The sequence below is a fragment of the Vibrio sp. V31_P5A7T61 genome, from assembly GCF_009904895.1.
In the GTDB taxonomy this organism is placed as follows: Bacteria; Pseudomonadota; Gammaproteobacteria; order Enterobacterales; family Vibrionaceae; genus Vibrio; species Vibrio metschnikovii.
The window spans coordinates 86,505-109,989 of sequence record NZ_WXWI01000022.1 but is presented as its reverse complement, the minus strand read 5'-3'; the positions used below and the strand labels follow the sequence as shown (position 1 = coordinate 109,989).

General features: G+C 46.0%; 17 protein-coding genes. 8 read left to right on the top strand and 9 right to left on the bottom strand.

Annotated elements, in window-relative coordinates:
• Nucleotides 1–9: 9 nt before the first annotated feature.
• The 5 genes from mutT (at nucleotide 10) to CAG58_RS04375 (ending at nucleotide 7,167) form a co-directional block, all read left to right on the top strand.
• A complete protein-coding gene (gene mutT / locus CAG58_RS04395; RefSeq protein ID WP_161429843.1) occupies nucleotides 10–408 on the top strand; it encodes an 8-oxo-dGTP diphosphatase MutT in 399 nt (132 codons plus the stop codon).
• A 92-nt stretch (nucleotides 409–500) separates the two neighbouring features.
• Nucleotides 501–1,310, top strand: a complete 810-nt coding sequence (dapB, locus tag CAG58_RS04390) for a 4-hydroxy-tetrahydrodipicolinate reductase (protein WP_040904912.1) — start codon at nucleotides 501–503, stop codon at nucleotides 1,308–1,310.
• Between the two features lie 478 nt (nucleotides 1,311–1,788).
• Nucleotides 1,789–2,928 (top strand): glutamine-hydrolyzing carbamoyl-phosphate synthase small subunit, encoded by a 1,140-nt coding sequence (carA, locus tag CAG58_RS04385; protein ID WP_040904677.1) that lies wholly within the window; start codon nucleotides 1,789–1,791, stop codon nucleotides 2,926–2,928.
• A 16-nt stretch (nucleotides 2,929–2,944) separates the two neighbouring features.
• Nucleotides 2,945–6,175, top strand: a complete 3,231-nt coding sequence (carB, locus tag CAG58_RS04380; RefSeq protein ID WP_161426141.1) for a carbamoyl-phosphate synthase large subunit — start codon at nucleotides 2,945–2,947, stop codon at nucleotides 6,173–6,175.
• Nucleotides 6,176–6,381: 206 nt separating this feature from the next.
• Nucleotides 6,382–7,167: a TSUP family transporter gene (locus CAG58_RS04375; RefSeq protein WP_161426140.1), complete on the top strand. Its 786-nt coding sequence runs from the start codon at nucleotides 6,382–6,384 to the stop codon at nucleotides 7,165–7,167.
• Here the strand turns inward: CAG58_RS04375 and CAG58_RS04370 are convergent.
• From CAG58_RS04370 to gltB, 8 genes are all read right to left on the bottom strand, one after another.
• Nucleotides 7,097–7,957: a LysR family transcriptional regulator gene (locus CAG58_RS04370; protein ID WP_161426142.1), complete on the bottom strand. Its 861-nt coding sequence runs from the start codon at nucleotides 7,955–7,957 to the stop codon at nucleotides 7,097–7,099. The two genes, CAG58_RS04375 and CAG58_RS04370, sit on opposite strands and share 71 nt — an antisense overlap.
• Nucleotides 7,958–8,081: 124 nt before the next feature.
• Nucleotides 8,082–8,702, bottom strand: coding sequence for a TRIC cation channel family protein (locus tag CAG58_RS04365; RefSeq protein ID WP_040904674.1), 621 nt, complete (start codon nucleotides 8,700–8,702; stop codon nucleotides 8,082–8,084).
• 82 nt (nucleotides 8,703–8,784) lie between these two features.
• Nucleotides 8,785–9,603, bottom strand: coding sequence for a vitamin B12 ABC transporter substrate-binding protein BtuF (gene btuF, locus CAG58_RS04360; protein WP_161426139.1), 819 nt, complete (start codon nucleotides 9,601–9,603; stop codon nucleotides 8,785–8,787).
• A gap of 2 nt (nucleotides 9,604–9,605) precedes the next feature.
• The gene (locus CAG58_RS04355; RefSeq protein ID WP_161426138.1) at nucleotides 9,606–10,559 is read right to left on the bottom strand and encodes a cobalamin biosynthesis family protein; all 954 of its coding nucleotides are present in this window, start codon (nucleotides 10,557–10,559) and stop codon (nucleotides 9,606–9,608) included.
• Between the two features lie 10 nt (nucleotides 10,560–10,569).
• Nucleotides 10,570–11,265 carry a 5'-methylthioadenosine/S-adenosylhomocysteine nucleosidase gene (gene mtnN / locus CAG58_RS04350; RefSeq protein ID WP_004395933.1) on the bottom strand — a complete coding sequence of 232 codons (696 nt, stop codon included), beginning with the start codon at nucleotides 11,263–11,265 and terminating at the stop codon, nucleotides 10,570–10,572.
• A gap of 95 nt (nucleotides 11,266–11,360) precedes the next feature.
• Nucleotides 11,361–11,720, bottom strand: coding sequence for a DUF1499 domain-containing protein (locus CAG58_RS04345; protein WP_040904910.1), 360 nt, complete (start codon nucleotides 11,718–11,720; stop codon nucleotides 11,361–11,363).
• Between the two features lie 319 nt (nucleotides 11,721–12,039).
• The gene (locus CAG58_RS04340) at nucleotides 12,040–13,509 is read right to left on the bottom strand and encodes a glutamate synthase subunit beta (protein WP_154169089.1); all 1,470 of its coding nucleotides are present in this window, start codon (nucleotides 13,507–13,509) and stop codon (nucleotides 12,040–12,042) included.
• Nucleotides 13,509–18,050 carry a glutamate synthase large subunit gene (gltB, locus tag CAG58_RS04335; protein ID WP_161426137.1) on the bottom strand — a complete coding sequence of 1,514 codons (4,542 nt, stop codon included), beginning with the start codon at nucleotides 18,048–18,050 and terminating at the stop codon, nucleotides 13,509–13,511. The genes CAG58_RS04340 and gltB overlap by 1 nt, the downstream gene beginning before the upstream one ends.
• A 527-nt stretch (nucleotides 18,051–18,577) precedes the next feature.
• Here gltB and CAG58_RS04330 point away from each other — a divergent pair.
• The 3 genes from CAG58_RS04330 to CAG58_RS04320 all read left to right on the top strand — a co-directional run bounded on the left by CAG58_RS04330 (nucleotide 18,578) and on the right by CAG58_RS04320 (nucleotide 22,545).
• Entirely contained in the window at nucleotides 18,578–19,519 is a 942-nt protein-coding gene (locus tag CAG58_RS04330; protein ID WP_161426070.1) for a TIGR01212 family radical SAM protein, read from the top strand.
• 205 nt (nucleotides 19,520–19,724) lie between these two features.
• Nucleotides 19,725–22,076 (top strand): aerobic respiration two-component sensor histidine kinase ArcB, encoded by a 2,352-nt coding sequence (gene arcB, locus CAG58_RS04325; RefSeq protein ID WP_161426068.1) that lies wholly within the window; start codon nucleotides 19,725–19,727, stop codon nucleotides 22,074–22,076.
• 1 nt (nucleotide 22,077) lies between these two features.
• Entirely contained in the window at nucleotides 22,078–22,545 is a 468-nt protein-coding gene (locus CAG58_RS04320) for a hypothetical protein (protein WP_161426067.1), read from the top strand.
• A 215-nt stretch (nucleotides 22,546–22,760) separates the two neighbouring features.
• Here the strand turns inward: CAG58_RS04320 and arcA are convergent, their stop codons facing one another.
• On the bottom strand, nucleotides 22,761–23,477 hold the full coding sequence (gene arcA, locus CAG58_RS04315; RefSeq protein ID WP_004395926.1) for a two-component system response regulator ArcA: 717 nt from the start codon (nucleotides 23,475–23,477) through the stop codon (nucleotides 22,761–22,763).
• Between the last annotated feature and the right edge of the window lie 8 nt (nucleotides 23,478–23,485).

Below are 23,485 nucleotides of genomic sequence, written 5' to 3'. Positions count from 1 at the left end.
GGAAAACGCATGAAACGCATTCATATCGTTGCTGGGATTATTGTTAATTCTGAAGGCTCACAGATTTATATAACGAAACGTCCTGATGATAAACATCAAGGTGGTTTATGGGAGTTTCCCGGAGGAAAGGTTGAAGCCGGTGAAAGTATCGAGCAAGCCTTAGGTCGTGAATTGCATGAAGAGATTGGTATCACAGTTACCGAGCAGGCCTTGTTTGAACACCTTGAGTTTGATTACCCTGATAAAGCCTTAATGTTCGATTTTATGCTGGTGACCCATTTCGAGGGACAGCCTTTTGGTAAAGAAGGTCAACAAGGTAAATGGTTAGCGATCAATGAATTAGCTTGCCATTCCTTCCCTGAGGCTAATGTGGGGATTGTTGAGCGAGTGATGAAAGAGTTACTCTAAGTGCTAGCCAGCATCGAGGATAGTTGTTAGTTTAAGGGCAATGGATAAATCGTCTATCGCGAACCATGGAATGAGAAATGGAGAAAGAAGCAATGATAAGAATTGCGATTGCAGGTGCAGCTGGTCGTATGGGACGCAATCTCGTCAAGGCAAGTTATTATAACCCCAATACTATCGTCGGTGCAGGTTCTGAGCGTCCAGAATCTTCACTCGTCGGTGTTGATATTGGAGAGTTGTGTGGAGAAGGACGCTTTGATGTTGCTTTAGTTGATAACTTAGAGCAAGCCGTGAATGATTTCGATGTGATCATTGATTTTACTGCTCCCTCTAGTACGTTAGCCAATATTGAACTGTGCGAAAAACACCATAAAAAATTAGTCATTGGTACAACGGGATTTGATGAGTCTCAGTTAGCGCAAATTAAGCTTGCCGCGCAACAGGTCTCAATAGTCATGGCTCCGAACTACAGCGTTGGGGTTAACTTGGTGTTTAAGTTATTGGAAAAAGCGGCCCAAGTGATGGGGGATTATTGCGATATCGAGATCATTGAAGCTCATCATCGCTATAAAGTGGATGCTCCCTCTGGAACGGCGATTGGTATGGGAGAAGCGATTGCTCACGCGATGGGAAATAATCTCAGTGATGTTGCGGTTTATGCACGTGAGGGGATCACTGGTGAGAGGGCTCGTCATGAAATCGGTTTTGCCACGATTCGTGCCGGAGATATTGTCGGTGAACATACAGCAATGTTTGCCGATATCGGCGAGCGAGTAGAAATCACTCATAAAGCGACCGATCGCATGACCTTTGCTAATGGGGCCGTCAAAGCGGCTATCTGGTTAGCCGATAAGCCCGCTGGACTTTACTCGATGACCGATGTGCTCAATTTGAATGAGCTTTAATTACATAATTATGCGCTAACTTAGGTTGGCGCATTTTTTTTACCCAAGTTAAACGCCCGTGTTTCCCTTTTTCTAAAAGCCTTTTTATTGACTTTTAGCGTCTAAAAATGAAGGTTTTGATGGGTTTTTGTTTTGTAGGCTCTATTTTTGTTTGTTTTGTCCTTTGTTTATCGTTTGCTTTTGTTTTTGGTTTTTTAGTGATTTTTTATACGGCGTTTTTTTCAGGGTTTTTATTTATTTCATCATTATTAGCCATAAAGTGGATAGAAAAGTGTTGTTTTGATGGCTTTGGTGTTAGTTTTGTTGGCAAGCTGATAAATAAAAATTTAATTTATCAACGATTGTTGACAGAGATTAGTGTGAACTTTAGAATACCGCCAATTTGTCTAATATAGCCTCAAGCAACGTATCGCTGCGAACAGGAAGGCAGATTTGCGATTTAATTTATATTTAATGCATTTTTATTCTGGAGGTTGTCTTGAGTAAACCAGCACTGTTGGTCCTAGAAGATGGGACAGTGTTCCACGGAGTGTCCATTGGGGCAGAGGGTTTTTCCGTTGGTGAAGTTGTTTTTAATACTTCGATGACGGGGTACCAAGAAATTCTCACTGATCCTTCCTATTCTCAACAAATTGTTACTCTCACTTATCCCCACATTGGTAATACCGGAACCAACTCTGAAGACGAAGAATCCTCTTCTATTCATGCACAAGGCCTTGTGATTCGCGATCTCCCTCTTATCGCTTCTAACTTCCGTAATCAACTTTCTCTTTCTGACTATCTTAAATCACAAAATATTCTCGGTATTGCGGATATTGATACGCGTAAACTGACACGTATTTTACGTGAAAAAGGTGCGCAAAATGGCTGCATTATGGCTGGTGAGCATTGTGATGAAGCGTTCGCGTTAGCGAAAGCGAAAGATTTCCCTGGCTTAAAAGGAATGGATCTTGCGAAAGAGGTTACAACACAAGAAGCGTATGCATGGCAACAAGGTTCGTGGACGTTGGAAGGTGGACTTCCTGAAGCAAAAGACCACAGCGAACTGCCTTATCACGTCGTTGCCTACGATTTCGGAGCCAAGCGTAACATCCTGCGTATGCTGGTTGACCGAGGATGCCGCTTAACCGTTGTACCGGCTCAAACTTCAGCCGAAGAAGTATTGGCACTGAAGCCTGATGGTGTTTTCTTATCTAACGGCCCTGGTGACCCAGCTCCGTGTACTTATGCTATTGAAGCCACTAAAGTGTTCTTAGAGAAAGGATTACCGGTATTTGGGATCTGTTTAGGACACCAAATTCTAGCCTTGGCTTCTGGTGCGCAGACAGTAAAAATGAAATTTGGCCACCATGGTGCCAACCATCCAGTTAAAGACTTACAGCGTGACGTAGTGATGATTACAGCGCAAAATCATGGCTTTGCTGTCGATGAAGCAAGCTTACCAGATACGCTGCGCGCAACACACAAATCACTGTTTGATGGTTCTTTACAAGGCATTCATCGTATTGATAAACCTGCGTTTAGCTTCCAAGGTCACCCAGAAGCAAGCCCTGGTCCCCACGATGCCGCACCTCTTTTCGATCATTTCATTGAATTAATTAAACAGCACACAGCCTAATTCGGAGTAGTAGACGATGCCAAAACGTACTGACATTAACAGTATTCTAATTTTAGGTGCAGGCCCGATTGTGATTGGTCAGGCTTGTGAGTTTGACTACTCTGGTGCCCAAGCCTGTAAAGCTTTGCGTGAAGAAGGCTATCGAGTGATTCTCGTCAACTCGAACCCGGCGACGATCATGACTGATCCAGAGATGGCCGATGCGACTTACATTGAGCCTATTCACTGGGAAGTGGTACGTAAAATCATTGAAAAAGAGCGCCCAGACGCGGTATTACCGACCATGGGTGGTCAAACTGCATTGAATTGTGCGCTGGAGCTAGAAAAACACGGCGTATTAGCTGAATTCGGCGTAGAAATGATTGGCGCAACCGCTGATGCGATTGATAAAGCCGAAGACCGCTCTCGTTTTGATAAAGCAATGAAATCGATCGGCTTAGCTTGTCCTCGTGCTGATACGGCAAAAACGATGGAAGAAGCTTACCGCGTTCAAGAAATGGTGGGTTTCCCTTGTATTATTCGCCCTTCATTTACTATGGGTGGAACCGGCGGCGGTATCGCTTACAACAAAGAAGAGTTTGAAGAGATCTGCCGTCGTGGCCTCGACTTATCGCCAACCAACGAGCTGTTGATTGATGAATCACTGATCGGTTGGAAAGAGTACGAAATGGAAGTGGTGCGTGATAAAAACGATAACTGCATCATCGTTTGTGCGATTGAAAACTTTGACCCAATGGGCATTCACACGGGTGACTCGATCACAGTAGCACCAGCGCAAACGCTAACTGACAAAGAATATCAGATCATGCGTAACGCATCGCTAGCCGTACTGCGTGAAATTGGTGTAGAAACCGGTGGTTCAAACGTACAGTTTGGTATCAACCCGAAAGATGGCCGCATGGTGATCATCGAGATGAACCCACGTGTTTCTCGCTCTTCGGCTCTGGCATCGAAAGCGACGGGTTTCCCAATTGCTAAAGTAGCGGCTAAATTGGCGGTTGGCTTTACGCTTGATGAGCTGATGAACGACATTACTGGTGGTGCAACCCCAGCGTCGTTTGAACCAACTATTGATTATGTTGTGACGAAAATTCCTCGCTTTAACTTCGAAAAATTTGCCGGTGCTAACGATCGCTTAACCACACAGATGAAGTCGGTAGGTGAAGTGATGGCGATTGGTCGTAACCAACAAGAATCGCTGCAAAAAGCATTGCGTGGCTTAGAAGTTGGTGTGAATGGCTTAGATGAAATGGTCGATCTTGATGCACCTGACGCATTGACCAAAATTCGCCATGAACTGAAAGAAGCGGGCGCTGAGCGTATTTGGTATATCGCCGATGCATTTCGTGCCGGTTTATCGGTCGATGGAGTGTTTAACTTGACCAATATCGACCGCTGGTTCTTGGTGCAAATTGAAGAACTGGTCAAGATGGAACAAGACGTCAAAGCGGGCGGTTTTGCTGGGCTAAACGCCGATGTACTGCGTAAAATGAAACGCAAAGGTTTTGCAGATGCGCGTCTCTCGGCTTTATTAGGCGTGGCTGAAAGTGAAATTCGTCGCTTGCGCGATCAATACAACATTCATCCGGTCTACAAACGAGTTGACACCTGTGCCGCGGAATTCTCATCCGATACTGCGTACATGTACTCAACCTATGATGAAGAGTGTGAAGCGCAGCCGACCGACAGAGAAAAAATCATGGTGCTCGGTGGTGGTCCAAACCGTATCGGTCAAGGTATCGAATTTGATTACTGCTGTGTTCATGCTTCACTTGCACTGCGTGAAGATGGTTATGAAACCATCATGGTTAACTGTAACCCTGAAACTGTATCTACTGACTACGATACCTCAGATCGCCTCTATTTTGAGCCAGTAACACTGGAAGATGTGTTAGCCATTGTTCGCGTCGAAAAACCGAAAGGGGTTATTGTCCAATATGGCGGCCAAACGCCATTAAAACTGGCGCGCGCCTTGGAAGCGGCCGGAGTGCCGATTATCGGTACTAGCCCAGATGCCATTGACCGCGCGGAAGATCGTGAACGCTTCCAGCAAGCGGTAGAGCGTTTAGGGTTGCTGCAACCAGAAAATGCCACGGTCACCACCATGGAACAAGCGATTGAAAAATCAAGAGAGATTGGCTTCCCGTTGGTAGTGCGTCCTTCTTATGTGCTTGGTGGTCGGGCGATGGAAATCGTCTATGATGAGCAAGATTTGCGTCGTTACTTTAACGAAGCGGTCAGCGTATCGAATGAGTCACCGGTTCTGCTCGATCGCTTTTTAGACGATGCGGTTGAAGTGGATATCGATGCGATTTGTGATGGCGAGCGAGTCGTGATTGGCGGTATCATGGAGCACATTGAACAGGCGGGTGTTCACTCCGGTGATTCTGCTTGTTCACTGCCGGCTTACACCCTAAGCCAAGAAATCCAAGATGTGATGCGTGAACAAGTTGAGAAGTTAGCCTTTGAATTGGGCGTGCGCGGTTTAATGAACACCCAATTTGCGGTGAAAGATAATCAAGTTTACCTGATTGAAGTTAACCCTCGCGCTGCACGAACGGTTCCGTTTGTATCCAAAGCTACCGGCGCACCGCTGGCAAAAATTGCCGCACGTGTTATGGCTGGTCAGTCACTTGAGTCGCAAGGCTTTACCAAAGAGATCATTCCTCCTTACTACTCAGTGAAAGAAGTGGTTCTGCCATTTAATAAATTCCCTGGTGTTGACCCATTGCTTGGCCCTGAAATGCGCTCCACTGGCGAAGTGATGGGTGTTGGAGCAACGTTTGCTGAAGCTTACGCTAAAGCAGAACTCGGCTGTGGTAATGTGTATCCTGATGGTGGTCGTGCGTTATTGTCGGTACGTGAAGAAGATAAAGAGCGCGTGGTCGATTTAGCTTCTAAGTTGATCAAACTTGGCTATCAGCTAGATGCAACTCATGGTACGGCGGTGATTCTCGGTGAAGCTGGGATTAACCCTCGCCTAGTTAATAAGGTGTATGAAGGGCGTCCGCATATCTTGGATCGAATCAAAAACAATGAGTACACCTATATCGTCAATACCGCGGCAGGTCGTCAAGCGATTGAAGATTCAAAAGTATTGCGCCGTGGTGCTCTAGCTGAAAAAGTTAACTACACCACGACGTTAAATGCGGCATTTGCAACCTGTATGTCACATACCGCTGACGCGAAAGCATCGGTCATCTCTGTGCAAGAGTTACACGAGCAAGTCAAAGCCAGCTTAGCCTAATAACAATTAAGGTAAGTCGTTAAGGCTTATCAGACAACCTCATTGCCCGCTGAATTAAGCGGGCTTTTTTATCAGCTACAATACCCAGAGATCTCCCAAGCTTATATCGATGAATAAATGGAATAGGTTGTTGTCTTGTGTTTCGCTGTTTTGATGTTTTGAGCAGTGATAGTGTTGAGCTTTGTCATTCAAGATGTTGATTAGAAATGGAACTTTCACTGGAAGTATTGGGCCTGCTGTTTTTAGTGGCGGGCGTTGCGGGATTTATTGATGCCATGGCCGGTGGTGGTGGTTTGCTAACGTTACCAGCCTTGCTGGCGGCTGGGGTTCCTCCGACTCAAGCCTTAGCGACCAATAAACTGCAAAGCTCCTTTGGAAGCTTTTCGGCCACTTTCTATTTTGTCCGCCAAGGCTTAGTGAGTCTAAAAGCGATGCGCCTGGCGATTGCGTGTACTTTTTTCGGTGCGGCGCTTGGCGCAGAAGCGGTGCAATATATTGATGCCTCTTTGTTGACCAGTTTAATACCCGTGTTATTGATTGCCATCTCGCTCTATTTCCTACTTGCCCCAGCAACAAAAAATCATACCGGTTCCGCTCCCTTATCGGAAACGGCTTTTGCTTTCACGGTCGGGTTTGGGGTTGGGTTTTATGATGGCTTTTTTGGCCCCGGTACCGGTTCGATCTTTACCGTCTGTTTTGTCGCTTTAGGCCATTTTGGATTGGTGGAAGCCACCGCGCGCACTAAGGTGCTCAATTTCACCTCCAACATTGCAGCGCTGACTTTTTTCTTAATCGCCGGATTACCGATTTGGCAGATAGGCTTAACCATGGCAGTTGGTGGCTTTATTGGCGCTCGTATGGGGGCAAAAGTGGTAATTAGCCAAGGGCAGCGTTGGATTCGCCCGTTGGTGATCACCATGTCTATGTTGATGGCGTTAAAACTGCTTTGGGAACAGCATTATGTAGCGCTGTTATCAATGTTTGGACTCTAATGCTACGATAGCGGCTGGCGCGCAGACAAATATGAATTGGCCGAGTCAGATCGGCAAGTTCAGCGAAATCAAAGCAGTGCTGGGGCTCAATTTTTAGGGTGCTGACAATCGAACGTGGTACTAGGGCTGGTAACATACCGCCGAGTGCGAGCTGCGCCGCGGCGGTGTAAGAGTCCATCTCCATCGCGGGTCGAATGCCTTGTTTGTGCAGCATAGCCGCTTGGTAGGTATTGGCGGGATTGGCTAAATCATTAGTGATCAGCTCGCTTGGCAGTGAGAACAGAGGTGCTTGGCTAATCACGGTAAATGGCTCATCGCCTAAATGAAAAGTCAGCAAACCGTGATTGGCGGGCAGATACCCCGCACAAAAGCCCAAGATGGCTTTGCCAGACTGAACATTTTCGACAATTCGCGGTGTGTGGTTGGTGGTGATCACCCAATGTGGGTCGTGTTTTCGATGTTGCCCCATAGTCTGGCCAAGATAACCCGCGACTAAAGTCTCTGAGCAATCCATGCGCAGCAGCGTATTGTCTTCCAATGTTTTCTGCTCGAAAATTAAACCATGCAACTCATTAAACGTAGGGCCAATGCTGGCAATTAATTGCTCGGCATCTGCAGTCAATTTGATGTGTCGGCCCGCGGGAACAATCAGTTTTTTGCCGAGTTTTTTTTCTAAGTTAGCAATGCGCTTACTGACTGCCGATTGGCTGATATAGAGTTGGCTACCGGTACGGCTCATGGTTTTTTCTTTGCTGAGCACCAGTAAGGTTTCAATGCCTTCGAGTAACATAGGTTGATGACAAATGGGAATAGATGTCGCTAATGGTAACCTTGAACCATCGCGGTGTCGTCTACTAAAGTCACAAAGCTTGCGCATGGAGCATCACCAGCCATGATGACTGGTGATGGAGGGATTATTTAGTCAATGCAAAAGTCGGCAGTGATAAGTGCCAACGAATGGCGCATAAGCGGATGACGAGAGTTGAAATCACCCCGCATAGGAAAGCGCTCGAACTGTTATAATCTAAAGCGAGTGCGGTGGTATGTACCATGCCGCCGACAATACAGGCGGTGGCATAGACTTCACTTCTTAATACCATCGGGATCTCACGAGCAAGCACATCACGGATGATGCCACCACCGCAGCCGGTGATTACCCCCATAATGATGGCGATTAACGCTGATTCTTGGAAGATCAGTGCTTTTTCAACCCCAATAGCGACAAATACAGCCAGGCCAACCGCATCACAGACCGGTAATATCCACCAAGCGACTCGTTTAGGGCGACGGACAATCAACATGGTTAATAAGCAGGTCGCGAAGATCACCCATAAATAAGTGGTATCAGTGATCCAAAAAACCGGCGTCGCACCTAGCGCCATATCGCGAATGGTTCCACCACCAATGGCAGTGACACTGGCTAGAACCACCGCACCGAAAGGGTCCATCTTTAATCGCCCCGCAAGTAGTACGCCTGAAATCGCAAACACCGCAGTGCCAAACATATCAATCAAGTAGAGCAGTGAAGTATCCAAAGTTGAGTCGCTCGCTTAACATTCCCTGTTAATTTGGGATGAGTGAATGGGAGCACATTGTATGCAACTTTTGCTGTTTTAGTTAATACTTTTCTATTTGGGAAAAATAATTGCAAACTTGCTCAATGGCGAGCAGTGATCTTGGGGTTTGGCGGTTGAGCCAATCAGCATTAAGGCTAGTAATCTGTCTTTTTTTTACCGCAGGGACTTGGTTTTTCCAGCGCTGCCACATAGTGCCTTGAGCCATCGCTTGTTCTGAAGTAAAGATGACTTCTGGTTTGGCGAGTAGCACCTGTTCAATACTGACTTGAGGGTAGGGGGACGGGCTATGTTGGAAAATATTCACCCCCCCACAAAAAGCGAAAATCTCACTTGGCCAACTGCCTTGTGCTAAGGTGATGATTGGCTTTTCACTTAATTGGTAAAAATACCGAACTCCATCGAGATGAGCGTATTTCTGTTCAAGTTGAGTGAGCTGCTGACGAAACTGATTGGCCGCTTGCATGCCTCTTGTTGGATCGCTGGCGTATTGACTGAGTTTCTCTATATCATCTGCAATATCAGTCAGTGTTTTAGGATGAGAATAAAACAAAGGAATGCCTAAACGAGCCAATTTTTCCACTTCACGCATGGCATTGCCTTCAGGCCAAACGATCACCAAGTCGGGCTGCAAAGTTAGAATTCGTTCAATATTGATCCCTTGATAATTGGCGACTCGAGGTAGAGTTTTGGCGGATTCAGGATAATCACTATAGTCACTGACCGCGATCAGCTTATCCCCTAGTCCGGCCGCGAAAACCAGCTCGGTGGCATGGGGAGCTAAGCTAATGATCCTTTCCGCAGCAGAAAGAGTGCAAAAAGGCCAAGAGAGCAGAAGTAAGAGAAAGAATCGGTGTGGCATGTTTATACGCCTTGATAAACGAGCAGTAACATAATGCTTTGTAAAATAAGCCAAAGCCATAATCTACGGGTAAGTAGTTGGCGTAACTGAGCTAAATGAAGGCTTGCTGGCACTATGCGCCCGCCAATTTTGGCGCGCACCGCTTTTTGCTGACCATAGATCGCTGGCCCGCCCAATGCTAAGTGTAATTTATTACCGACTGCACACAGTAGCCATCCCGGCCCCGGTAACGGCCAAGAGCGACTTTGGTTGAGCGTTTGCGTCAAATTATATTTAATATTATCGCCGATTAGGATCAGTAAACTAAATAAACGCAGAGGAATAAGATCGAGTAACGCGACAGCGCGAATGATCGGTAAACCAAACGGCTGAAATTGAGTACGAGAAGGAGACCAACAACGGGCTAATTCAACCATTAAACGATAAATAAACGCGCCGATCCCCCCGAGTAATCCATACCAAAATAGAACCCCAATCAGGTTACGGCCAATACCCATAGTGATGGTTTCGACACTGGCTTTACCTAAACCGACCGGGGAAAGCGTCGCCGTTTCACGATTAATAAACGGTACCAATAGACGGCGAGCTAACGGTTTATCCTGTTGTGCCAGTGCTTGACTCATCTGCTGGCTAAGTTTATCCGCACTGCGCCAATCGAGTGCTAACAGCAATAACGCTAATTCAAACAGTTGTGGATGCCAAACCAGAGGTTGCAGAGCAACGCACAGCATAATGGTAGGGATAATCATCAGCAGCCAAGCCAGCGTGCCGGAAATTAAGCTTTGTTGGTAATTGCTCGGTTTATTAACTTTGTCAGCTAATATTTCGGCAAATTTATGCCATAAGGTAATCGGATGGGCAGCGCGAGGTATCGGCAATAGCCAATGAAATAACAAAGCGCCCCACATTACGAGTAGGGCACCATTGGCATAAAAGGGTTTGAATAATTCATCCATGAACAACAGGCTACTTTAGTAGTTCAACCATTTTTAGCACCATCGCTGAAGAGCTTTGCGCGGCTAGCGGCAAAAACTCATCAAAAGAGAGCGGTGAAGCTTTATCAGCGACATCAGAGATGGCGCGTACCACGACAAAAGGTACACCAAATTGATGGCAGGTTTGGGCAATCGCCGCCGCTTCCATTTCGACCGCTACTGCGGTTGGGAAATGTTGACGGATAAAGTTTTGTTTTTCTTCGCTGCAGACAAAGGCATCACCAGTGCAAATCAGGCCACGAACCGCATGTTTGTTGTCCATGGTTTGCAGAGCTTGTTCAGCGATTGACATGAGTTTCTCATCCGCCTGAAATGCAGCGGGCTGACCAGCCATTTGCCCGATTTCGTAACCAAAAGCGGTCACATCGGCGTCATGATGACGGACTTCAGTAGAGATCACTACATCGCCCATGGTTAAGCTAGGATCAAAACCACCGGCTGAACCCGTGTTGATGACCACATCTGGTTGATATTGATTGAGCAATAATGCGGTGCCAACCGCGGCAGATACTTTACCGATCCCAGATTGAAGCAAGATAACCTCAACACCATGCAGCTTACCGCTGTAATAGGTGCAGCCACCTTGACTGACTTCTTGGCGTTGTTCGAGAGCGTCTTTTAAGATGGCGACTTCTTGTTGCATCGCGCCGATGATGCCAATTTTCATGTCATGTCTCTTTTCATTGGATAAAAATCACTGCAGTTTATCATGCTCGGCTAGGTTTGATCGAGATGAAGCAGAAAGGTAAACCGCTGAATAGACTATTGTAGCAAACCAGCAGCCGTCATTTTATCACGTAGTGTTTCAACTCGACGGCGATTAACGCCAAAATCGCTATAGCCAACACGAGACTCTGAACGAACTTTTAATTGATCATGCTGCAGTTTAAGTTCCAAGTCATCGACAAAGCGTAATACACGTGTAGTGCATTCCACTCGTAAGTAATTTTCTTCTTTTTCAACGACTTCAGCGCCGGGTAAGGTTAATGCAATACGTTCAATTTGGCTAAGGGTCACTCCTGGGCGCAGGATAAACGGTGCCACAGAAAATTTTTCTCTCGACTCTTCCGTCGAGACACAGTTGGGTTTATTCCCACAAAGGTCGGTTGTTCGGTCGGTCATATTCGATGCAACGCCTCGGCTACAAGCAATGATAAGGAGTGATAACCCAATAATAATGAATGGCTTCACGACATTTTCCTATAGCGAATAAAATTTGAGCATAGCTGATATTTGTCGCTGAGGATAACCAATTATACGATTGATTGACGATCTTTGGTTTATTAAGGTCATGATTTTTCTAGTTTGACGACTAAGGCCGTTAAGGTTGAGTAATGAGACGATGTTTTTAGCAATAAAAAAGGCTAACACAAGGTGTTAGCCGTTTAAGATATCCCTTTCCTACCTGCAACGCCAAGTTGTTTGGGTATAGATAAAGCGCTTACGCCGATAACATTAAAGAATCATTGATCGATTCAAGATGCGTGTTGCCCATCAAGTAAGCATCAATCGCTCTGGCTGATTCACGACCTTCATTGATGCAGCGTACAACCAGTGATTGGCCAGTGCGCATGTCGCCAGCAGCAAAGACCCCTTTTTGATTGGTGGCAAAATTATCCGTTGCCACGTTACCGCGATCATCAAGTTTTATCGCTAATTGTGCGAGTACACCATGTGGTTCTGGATGTAAAAAGCCCATCGCGAGAAACGCCATATCACAAGCTATCACTCGCTCAGTGCCAGCCACTTCGCGAAACTCAGGGCGTTGTCCTGGTGCTGCCTCTTGCCAAACAATATCGGCAATTCGTAGCCCAGTCACTTGACCTTGCTCGTTGCCAATAAATTCTTTGGTCAGAATATTCCAATGTCTTTCGCAGCCTTCTTCATGGGAGGTCGATGTGCGTAAAATCATCGGATACTGTGGCCATGGCATATTGGCTGGACGTTTTTCTGGTGGCATTGGCATGATCTCGACTTGCGTAATGCTTGCCGCGCCATGACGATTGGACGTACCGACACAGTCTGAACCGGTATCGCCACCACCAATGACCACCACATGTTTGCCTTTGGCATGAATCTCTTCACCTTTAAGATCCATATTGTTAGCGCGGCGATTATTTTGTCCGAGGAACTGCATCGCAAAGTAAACGCCTTGCAAATCACGTCCGGGGATCGGTAAATCACGTGGTACGGTGGAGCCGCCAGTCAGCAAAATCGCATCGAACTCTTGGCGTAGCTGTTGCGCGTTAATATCAACCCCCACATGAGCATTAACCACAAATTCAACCCCCGCTTGAGCCATAAGATCGAGTTTGCGATCAATCACGGCCATGCTGAGTTTAAAATCAGGGATCCCGAAACGCAGCAAACCACCAACTTTTTCATCCCGCTCAAACACAGTCACCTGATGTCCAGCGCTATTTAATTGCTCAGCTGCGGCTAATCCCGCCGGCCCAGAGCCGATAATAGCCACTTTTTTACCAGTACGAGCACGAGGGGTTTTGGGCTTGGCATAGCCTTCTTGATAAGCCCGCTCAACAATGGTTTTCTCAATATTACAAATGGTGATGGGATCTTGATTAATACCAAGCACGCATGAGGTTTCACAAGGCGCAGGGCATACTCGACCAGTAAACTCAGGAAAGTTATTGGTCGAGCTTAAGATTTGCCATGCTTCTTGCCAACTATCGCGATAAACCGCATCATTAAATTCTGGAATGATGTTACCAATCGGGCAGCCGCTATGACAAAACGGCACCCCACAATCCATACAGCGAGCTGCTTGTTGGTTAATTTTGTGACCAAATTCTTTATTGAGCACAAACTCATGATTGTGTTTAATTCGCTCTGCAGGGTCGATTTTTTTTGGCAGTTCTCGACCAAACTCTAAAAATCCAGTTGCTTTACCCATTATACAGCCTCCGCTTTTTCCATTGCCGCTGCGGCTTCCTTACGTTTTTCAAGCACGGCTTTATAGTCACGAGGCATGACTTTCATCATTGTCGCTAAGCTTTGCTCAAAATTGTTGAGGAATGTTTGTGCCACTTCACTTCCTGTGAATTGAACGTGTTTAGTCAGCATCTCTTTTAACAGCGCTTTATCTTCCGCTTCGATAGGATCGAGATCGACCAGCTCAGGATTGAGTTTTTGTGAAAAATCACCGGCTTTATCCCACACGTAAGCGATACCGCCACTCATACCTGCGGCAAAGTTACGTCCGGTTGAACCAAGGATCACCGCAATACCGCCGGTCATGTACTCACAGCCATGATCGCCGACACCTTCTACCACCACTTTAGCACCAGAATTTCGCACGCAGAAGCGTTCGCCCGCTAAGCCTCGTATATAAGACTCACCAGAGGTAGCGCCATAGAAACAGACGTTACCAACCACGATATTATCTTCGGCAATTAAGCTGGCATTGCGGTTAGGATAGAGTACTAACGTACCGCCTGATAAGCCTTTACCCCAGTAGTCGTTGGCATCTCCCTCAACTTCAAAATGCACGCCTTTGGTCAAGAAAGCGCCAAAGGATTGCCCAGCACTACCGTTAAATTTAACCGTCATAGGCTGAGGTAGCCCTTGATCTTGATAGACTTTACAAATTTCGTTCGACAACATGGTGCCAGTACTGCGATCGGTATTGATGATCGGCAGTTCGGCATTCACCGCTAAGCCTTGTTCAAGCGCAGGTTTCGCTAACTGGATTAATTGACGGTCGAGGACATGCTCCAAGTTATGATTTTGTGCGCTTTGGCAATAAATACCATCGCCTTCACGGGCTGGCTCAAGATAGAGCAGGGGAGAAAGGTCGAGGTTCTTATACTTCCAGTGGCCCACATCATCACGTAATTTGAGTTTTTGCGCTTGCCCTACCATCTCATCAATGGTGCGAAAACCAAGCTCAGCCATGATTTCCCGTAGGCCTTGTGCCATATATTGGAAGAAGGTCACAACATCTTCCACGCGGCCATCAAAGCGTTCACGTAAGGTTTTGTTTTGAGTCGCGATACCCACAGGGCAGGTGTTTTTATGACACTTACGCATCATGATGCAACCTTCCACCACTAAGGCGGCGGTAGCAACGCCCCATTCTTCGGCCCCCAGTAACGTCGCGATAGCGATATCGCGTGGGGTTTTCATCTGCCCATCCGCTTGTACGACGATGCGGTTACGTAAACCGTTTTTAAGTAGTGTCTGATGAGTTTCAGCCAGACCAAGTTCCCAAGGTAGGCCGGTATGGCGAATCGATGAAATAGGCGACGCGCCGGTGCCGCCGTCATGGCCTGCAATCAGCACTACATCCGCTTTCGCTTTAGCAACACCAGAAGCGATAGTGCCCACGCCGGCTTCAGAGACCAGTTTAACGTTGACTCGCCCTTTACGGTTGGCGTTTTTCAAGTCAAAAATCAGCTGCGCCAAATCTTCAATGGAGTAGATGTCGTGATGCGGTGGCGGCGAAATTAAGCCGACCCCTGGCGTTGAGTGACGAGTTGCGCCAATCCAATCATCGACTTTATCTCCTGGTAGCTGACCGCCTTCACCTGGCTTGGCTCCTTGTGCCATTTTGATCTGAATTTCGTCGCAGTTGGTCAAATAGTAAGAGGTAACCCCAAAGCGTCCAGAGGCGACTTGCTTGATGGCTGAGCGTTCCCAATCGCCATTCTCTTTACGAACGAAACGCGCGGGATCTTCACCCCCTTCACCAGAATTGGAACGTGCGCCCAGGCGGTTCATGGCGACTGCTAATGTTGAGTGCGCCTCATGAGAAATCGATCCGAACGACATTGCGCCAGTGGCAAAGCGTTTCACAATACTCGACACCGGCTCGACTTCTTCAATCGCAACTGAACCCGCTGGATTTTTAATAAAATCTAGCTGGCTACGCAGGGTCACCGCTTTATCCCCTTGGCTATCGACAGCAGCAGCATACTGCTTGAACTGTTGATAATCTTTATTACGGGTAGAGTGTTGCAGTAAATGGATGGTTTCTGGGTTAAACAGGTGTTTTTCACCACGCTGTTTCCACTGATAGACACCGCCGACATCGAGCATTTGTAACGGGATTTCACGAATCGGATAGCCAATACGGTGACGAACCACCACTTCTTTGGCGATATCGTCTAACGTTAGGCCCTGAATACGAGTAACAGTACCAGTAAAGTATTTGTCTACCACCGATTTACTGATCCCTAAGGCTTCAAAGATTTGTGCTCCATGGTAGGACTGTAAAGTTGAGATACCCATTTTTGAGAAAATTTTCAATAGGCCAGCATTGATCCCTTTACGATAGTTTTCGAAGTATTTATTCACCTCAACGTCAGTATCCAGCTTATTGCGACGCTGCAAATCGACAATGGTTTCGACCACTAAATACGGGTTCACCGCATTGGCACCATAGCCGACTAAGGTAGCAAAATGGTGAGTTTCGCGCGCATCCCCAGTTTCAACCACAATACCGCACTTAGAGCGTAGTCCTTTACGGATCAGATGATGATGGACAGCGCCGACAGCCAGCATCGCTGGAATCGCGGCATGGTTAGAATTTACCGCGCGGTCAGTAAGAAGAATGATGGAATAGCCATCGATCACCGCATCTTCAGCGTATTGACAGATGCGTTTGAGTGCTCGCTCAAGTTTGCCTGGCTCTTCACTGGCTTGAAAAACAATATCCAGTGTTTTAGCTTGCAGGTGCTCGTTATCAATCGCGCGCAGTTTTTCTAATTCGGCATTAGAAATCACCGGTGATTCTAGCTCGACTTTACGACAATGAACCGGAGATTCAGCGAGTAGGTTTTGATCACGACCAATATAGGTATTGAGCGACATGACCATCCGTTCGCGGATCGGATCGATCGGCGGGTTGGTTACCTGCGCAAACAACTGTTTAAAGTAGTTTGATAGATGCTGAGACTGATGCGATAGCACCGCCACTGGCCAGTCGGCTCCCATTGAGCCAAGAGGCTCATAGCCGGTTTCCGCTAAGGTAAAGATAATGTCGTTGACTTCTTCACTGCTGACCCCAAACGCTTGCTGACGATGGAGCAGGCGCTCAGGTGAAGGCTGACTGTGAACGTTATCGGCCTCAGGCAGCTTTTTTAGGCTCAGTAAGTTATCTTCTACCCATTTTTCATAAGGCTGCGCGTTAGCGATGCCATCTTTGACTTCTTCATCAGAAATGATTCGCCCTTGTTCAAGGTCGGCGACAAAAATGCGTCCGGGTTGTAAGCGACCACGATATTCGACATTAGCGGGATCGATTTCTACCACACCAGATTCAGAGGCCATGATCAAAAAATCGTCTTTAGTGACGGTATAACGAGAGGGACGCAAGCCGTTTCTATCTAAGGTTGCGCCTACTTGTACGCCATCGGTAAAGCACACTGAGGCTGGGCCATCCCATGGTTCCATGATATTGGCATGATATTGATAAAAGGCACGACGCTTGGGATCCATGGTTTTATTTTCTTGCCACGCTTCGGGGATCATCATCATCAATGCGTGCGGCAAAGTGCGGCCTGAAAGCACCAATAACTCTAACACCATATCAAAGTTGGCGGAGTCTGACGCGCCTTCCTGACAAACCGGCAGCAGCATATCAATTTCTGCTTGGGTAAAGAGATTTGATTGTAAAATAGCTTCGCGGGCTTTCATCCAGTTCAAGTTACCGCGTACGGTATTGATTTCGCCATTATGAGCAATGTAACGAAACGGCTGCGCTAAACGCCATCTTGGGAAGGTATTGGTGGAAAAACGTGAATGCACCAGAGCCAAGGCGGTAACCATGGTTGGGTTTTGTAAATCGAGAAAATATTGCGGAACTTGCTCAGTGGTTAACTGACCTTTATAAACCAGCGTTTTATAGGAGAGCGAGTTGATATAAAAATCATCGCCAATATTAGAAACGCTTTCGAGACAAACGCGAACGGTATAGTTACGCAGAACGTAGAGTTTGCGTTCCAATTCTTGCGGCGTACTTCCTGGACCGGCTGAGATGAAAACATGTTCAAAATAAGGCTCAGTACTGAGTGGATCGGCACCGAGCATGCTGTTGTCGGTTGGCAGTTTACGATAACCGAGGACATCAAGATCAAGGCGCTTAGCATTACGCTCTAAAATATCACGACATTGAGCGCGTTTGTGCTCATCCCTTGGAAACAAGACGACGCCGACGCCGTATTGGTCAAATGACGGTAGTTTAATCCCCAGTTTTACCGCTTCCTCTAAGAGGAATTCGTGAGGTTTCTGCAGTAAAATACCCGCTCCGTCACCGCTACAGGGGTCACAACCTTGTCCGCCACGATGTTCCATGCGCGCTAGCATATCTAGGGCTTGAGTCACGACATGGTGTGATTTACGGTTTTTGAGGTGAGCAACAAAACCGATGCCGCAAGCGTCATGCTCGAGTTCTGGCGTATACAGACCTTGCGAACTTTGTTCTCTATTAACCATAGATACATCCTTCCAGTTCAGTTGGACACAAGCAAGCCAAGGCAAGCCCCAGCACTGCATCTATCCTTATTGTTATCCATTTAAATCGATCTATGCTGACCGACTCGCATCCCTTCCGTCTCTCACAGGAAATATATAGTGTGAGAAAAACAATCCTTAGTGATATTCCTCTGTTTAACCACATTTTATAGTGGTTTATATAGGTAGGAATGGAATATCGCCGACGTTTCTTGAGCTTATTTGTAATAAAACAAACAAAAATCATCATGAAACTGTAACTATCCTACAATTTTGTTAGCCGTAAATGCAATGAAAAACTCGGTCTTTTTTACGCCTTTTTCTCAGTCTCTGCATAATCAGCGCAACATTTTTCAAACAAAGTTAGCTAAATGCAGATTTAATGAATGTTTATTGATTTTGCACCACGCGGTATCTATCTCATACGCTTACTATTTATTCCTTTCGATGTAATTTAATTACACAGATCGAAGTGAGAGTTATTTGTATTCACAGCTTGGGTATTCGTTATGCAACTGCATCAATTAGTAAACACATTAGGGCAAGATCTTCAACGCCGCTATGGTGAGAAAGTCCATAAACTGACGTTGCATGGTGGCTTTAGTTGTCCTAATCGAGATGGCACCATTGGTCGAGGCGGGTGCACATTTTGCAATGTTGCCTCTTTTGTTGATGAACATTCCCAAAAGCAAAGTATTGCTGATCAGCTAAAAGAAAGAGCGGGTGAAGTTCAGCGTGCCAATAAATACTTAGCTTATTTCCAAGCCTATACCAGCACTTATGCCGAAGTTCAGGTGTTAAAAGCCATGTATCAACAAGCGTTGCAAAGTGCCAATATTGTCGGTTTGTGTGTGGGCACTCGCCCTGATTGCGTCCCGGATGCGGTATTGGAACTGTTGCATGAATATGTGCTACAAGGGTTTGAAGTTTGGTTAGAGTTGGGTTTGCAGACCGCAAATAATAGTACTTTAAAGCGCATTAATCGCGGCCATGATTTTGATTGTTATCAATCAATCGCTCAAAGAGCAAGAGCGCTTGGTATTAAAATCTGTACTCATTTAATCGTTGGGCTACCTAAAGAAACGGCAAGCGATAATGTGGCGACATTACAGCAAGTCGTTGAAGTGGGAACAGATGGTATCAAGTTACATGGTTTGCATATTGTTGATGGGAGTACGATGGCCAAAGCGTGGCGGGCAGGGAAGTTAGTTGCGCCAACATTAGAAGAGTACGTCACGATTGCCAGCCACCTCATTCGCTTAACGCCACCTGAAGTGGTTTATCATCGAGTCTCTTCTGCCGCTCGCCGTCCTACGTTGTTGGCTCCTCTCTGGTGTGAGAATCGTTGGCTGGCGATGACTGAGCTTGGCCGGCGATTAGCAAAAGATGGCGCGCAAGGTTCATTAATCGGGCGTCCTTTCCAATACATTAATCCGACCAACAAAAAATAAGCCGCTCACTTTTAAACGCAATTTACTGCGTTATGCTAGGCAAACTCTTAGAATAGTTGCAGATCCTGATTTGAGAAGCTGGTATCTTTATCTTTTAAGTCTTTTTAATCACAGGCTTTTTATCTGAAAGCGCTGTTGGATTAGCGCTGAGCCGCGGTTTTGAAACTCACTTAGCGTCACGGCCATTATCTATGCGGAACCTGCAATGAAACCGATAAAAAACTTAGCTCAATACTACGTCGATCTACTTGTTAAATTGGGTATTTTACGTTTTTCAATTTTACTGGCTTTAGCGTTGGTTGCCTTAGCGGTGGTAGTCCAAGTCGGAATTACGCTGGTTTTGAAAGGTTTTGTCGATGACATTGATATTGTACGTTCGGTATTTTTTGGACTATTGATCACCCCGTGGGCGGTATATTTCTTATCAGTCGTGGTCGATCAGTTGGAAGAGTCTCGACAACGTCTCTCTAAGTTAGTCTCCAAGCTCAAAGATATGCGCTCGCGAGATCAAGAACTTAACCAACAGTTACAGCAGAATATTGTCAAACTCAATCAGGAGATAGAAGAGCGAATTAAAGCCGAAGAAGCCCGTGAAGAGGCGATGGTTGATTTGGAAAACGAAGTGTATCAACGAGAGAAAACGCAGTTGGAATTGGCCGAACGTACCGCGCTATTACGCTCGTTCATCGATGCCTCACCGGACTTAATTTATTACCGTAATGCGAAAGGTGAATTTTCCGGCTGTAACCGAGCAATGGAAGAGCTAACCGGGAAACGGGAAAGTCAATTAGTCGGTCTGACACCTTGGGATGTGTATCGTAAGGAAATTGCTCAATCGATAGTTGAAACCGATCAGCAAGTATTTAAGAATAATCAAGCCATTACCTATGAGCAATGGCTTGAATATCCCGATGGGCGTAAACACTTCTTTGAACTGCGCAAAGTGCCTTTTTATAGTAAAGAGGGCCGTCATCTAGGTTTAGTGGGTTTTGGACGAGACATTACTGAACGTAAGCGTCATCAAGAATCGCTAGAAAAAGCCAGCCGTGATAAAACCACCTTTATTTCGACCATCAGTCATGAATTACGCACGCCACTCAATGGTATTGTCGGTTTAAGTCGAATGTTACTTGATACCCAGCTAACGGATGAACAGCGTAAACATATGCAAACCATTCAAGTCAGTGCGATTACGCTGGGTCATATCTTTAACGATATTATTGATATGGATAAATTTGACAGGCGTAAGTTAGAGCTGTTACCCGCACCTTTAAACTTTGTCGAATTTGTCGCCGAGCTAGAGAGCCTTTCTGCTTTAATGGCAGAGCAAAAAGGACTGCGTTTTGATTTGGAGCGCTTAACCGAGCTGCCGACTTGGATTGAAGTCGATGCAACACGCTTGCGCCAAGTGCTGTGGAATTTAATGAGTAACGCCATGAAGTTCACCAAAGAAGGTGGCGTAGTGATGAGTGTCAGCGCGGATATTCATCCAGGTTCTGCTGACATCATCATGGAAATAGAAGATACCGGTATTGGTATTCCAGAGACTGAATTAGATAAGATCTTTGCCATGTATTACCAGGTTAAATCTGGCAAAGATAACCTCCATGCTGTAGGAACGGGCATTGGTCTTGCGGTTTCGCGCCAATTAATTAATTTAATGGCTGGTGATATCGAGGTAAGCAGCGAAGAGGGCTTCGGCAGTACCTTTACGGTGACTATCCGAGTGCCCTTAGTGAGTCCTCCTGATAAGCCGCAATTAAGCCTAACTCCACAAAAAAGTTTACGTATCTTTATGGTGGAAGATATTGAGCTTAATGTCACGGTTGCTCGCTCACTGTTAGAGAGCTTAGGCCATCAGGTTACGGTCGCCATGACCGGTGAAGAAGCTAAACAACGATTTACGCCCGATCAGTTTGATTTGGTTTTCTTAGATATCCAACTGCCGGATATGACCGGGTTTGATGTGGCGCAGTTTTATCGAGAGACTTACTCCTCATTACCACCACTCGTTGCGTTGACCGCCAATGTCTTGAAAGATAAGCAGCAGTATCAAACCCAAGGATTAGATGATGCGATAAGTAAGCCGCTTTCGGTGCAAGCGGTGCAAGCGGTGATCAGTAAAGTTATTGCTCAGCAGCCATTTCAGATCGAGGCTACGAATATCCCTGATGTTGATCCTGCAGAGCCTTGCTATCAAGAGTTATGTGGTCGTTTGCTCGATCTCGACATGTTAAATTCTTATCTCGATATTGTCGGGCCTCAACCCATGTTAGAAAGCGTTGAGATGCTTGAAAAAATGATGCCGAGTTATTTAGAGGTCTTGGATTCTAATATGGTGGCGAAAGATCAAGCTGGCATTGTCTCTGAGGCTCATAAAATTAAAGGTGCAGCAGGTTCAATCGGCTTAAAACGAATTCAAAGTGTTGCACAAAAAGCTCAGTCTCCGGATGCGCCAGCATGGTGGGAAAATATTACCGATTGGGTCGATGAAATAAAAAATGAATACCGTAATGATATTCAGGTGTTAAAACAGTGGTTAGAGCAAAGGAGATAACATGAAAAAATATGGCTTAATGATACTCACTTTTTTATTGTCAGCGTGTGCAACGTCGCCGCAAGTCAATTGGCAGGCAAGTAATGCGGCACTATTTTCTCAGACCGCTATTCAGTTAAAAAGCAACTTATGGACCGATCGGATGCCCAAAATAGCCTTAACTGAGGGGGCCACTGAACTCGATTTCACCGACAATTTAAACGGTACTCTAGTGCTAGAAACTTCAGGTCAATTGCCAGCGGATTTAACCCTGTTTCAATTAGTGTTCAGACAAGGAGATGAAATCTGGTCGCTTGAGGGCTCTGAGTTAGAACTTCGCACACCAAGTGAAAATAATTGGGAAGTGGTATTTAACAGCACGCTATCGGTGGATATTAACCGTTCAGTGAGTGTAGCGTTGGGGATACGAGACAGTTTGGGTGAGACGTGGTTAGTCGAGCATCAAGTCTCGATTGATAAAGTCTATTAACGAATACCTAGGGTCTGTTGACTTTAAAGTCGACTTTAAAACTAGCGGTCTTTCGCTTCGAACATCTCGTCATCTATACATATGGCGATTGATACATGTCTCGCTTAACGGCTGCTCTAAAAAATTCGCGAGCACCTGTAGACCCAGTGATTTCGGTATGATGACCATAAAAAAGCCTCGATCATCTGTCGAGGCTTTTTTAATCACATACTCGCTTACTCAGTGATATCGCCACAGAAGCGATAGCCTTCACCATGAATGGTCGCGATGATTTCTGGTGTACCAGAGATCGATTCAAAATGCTTACGAATACGACGGATGGTAACGTCAACGGTGCGATCATGAGGCTTAAGTTCACGACCGGTCATTTTCTTCAATAGATCGGCACGAGTTTGAATTTTCCCCGGATTCTCACAGAAATGAAGCAGAGCACGGAATTCTGAACGTGGCAGCTTGTAACCTTCACCATGTGGGCTGATCAAAGAACGACTATTGATATCCAATACCCAGCCATTAAATTGATACTTTTCAACCGAACGCTTTTCTTCGTGAGCAACGTTGGCATTCATTGAACGGCTCAATAAGTTACGCGCACGGATGGTTAATTCACGAGGGTTAAAAGGTTTGGTGATGTAATCGTCAGCACCAATTTCAAGGCCTAGAATTTTATCAACTTCATTATCACGGCCGGTTAAAAACATTAACGCAACATCAGCTTGTTCACGAAGCTCACGAGCAAGCAGTAAGCCGTTTTTACCCGGTAGGTTAATGTCCATGATGACTAAGTTAATGGGATTATCCGACAGTATTTGGTGCATCTCTTCACCGTTACTGGCTTCAAAAACAGCGTATCCCTCTGCTTCAAAAATACTTTTTAATGTGTTGCGAGTGACTTGCTCGTCTTCAACGATAAGAATCTGCGGGGTTTGCATTTGGCGGT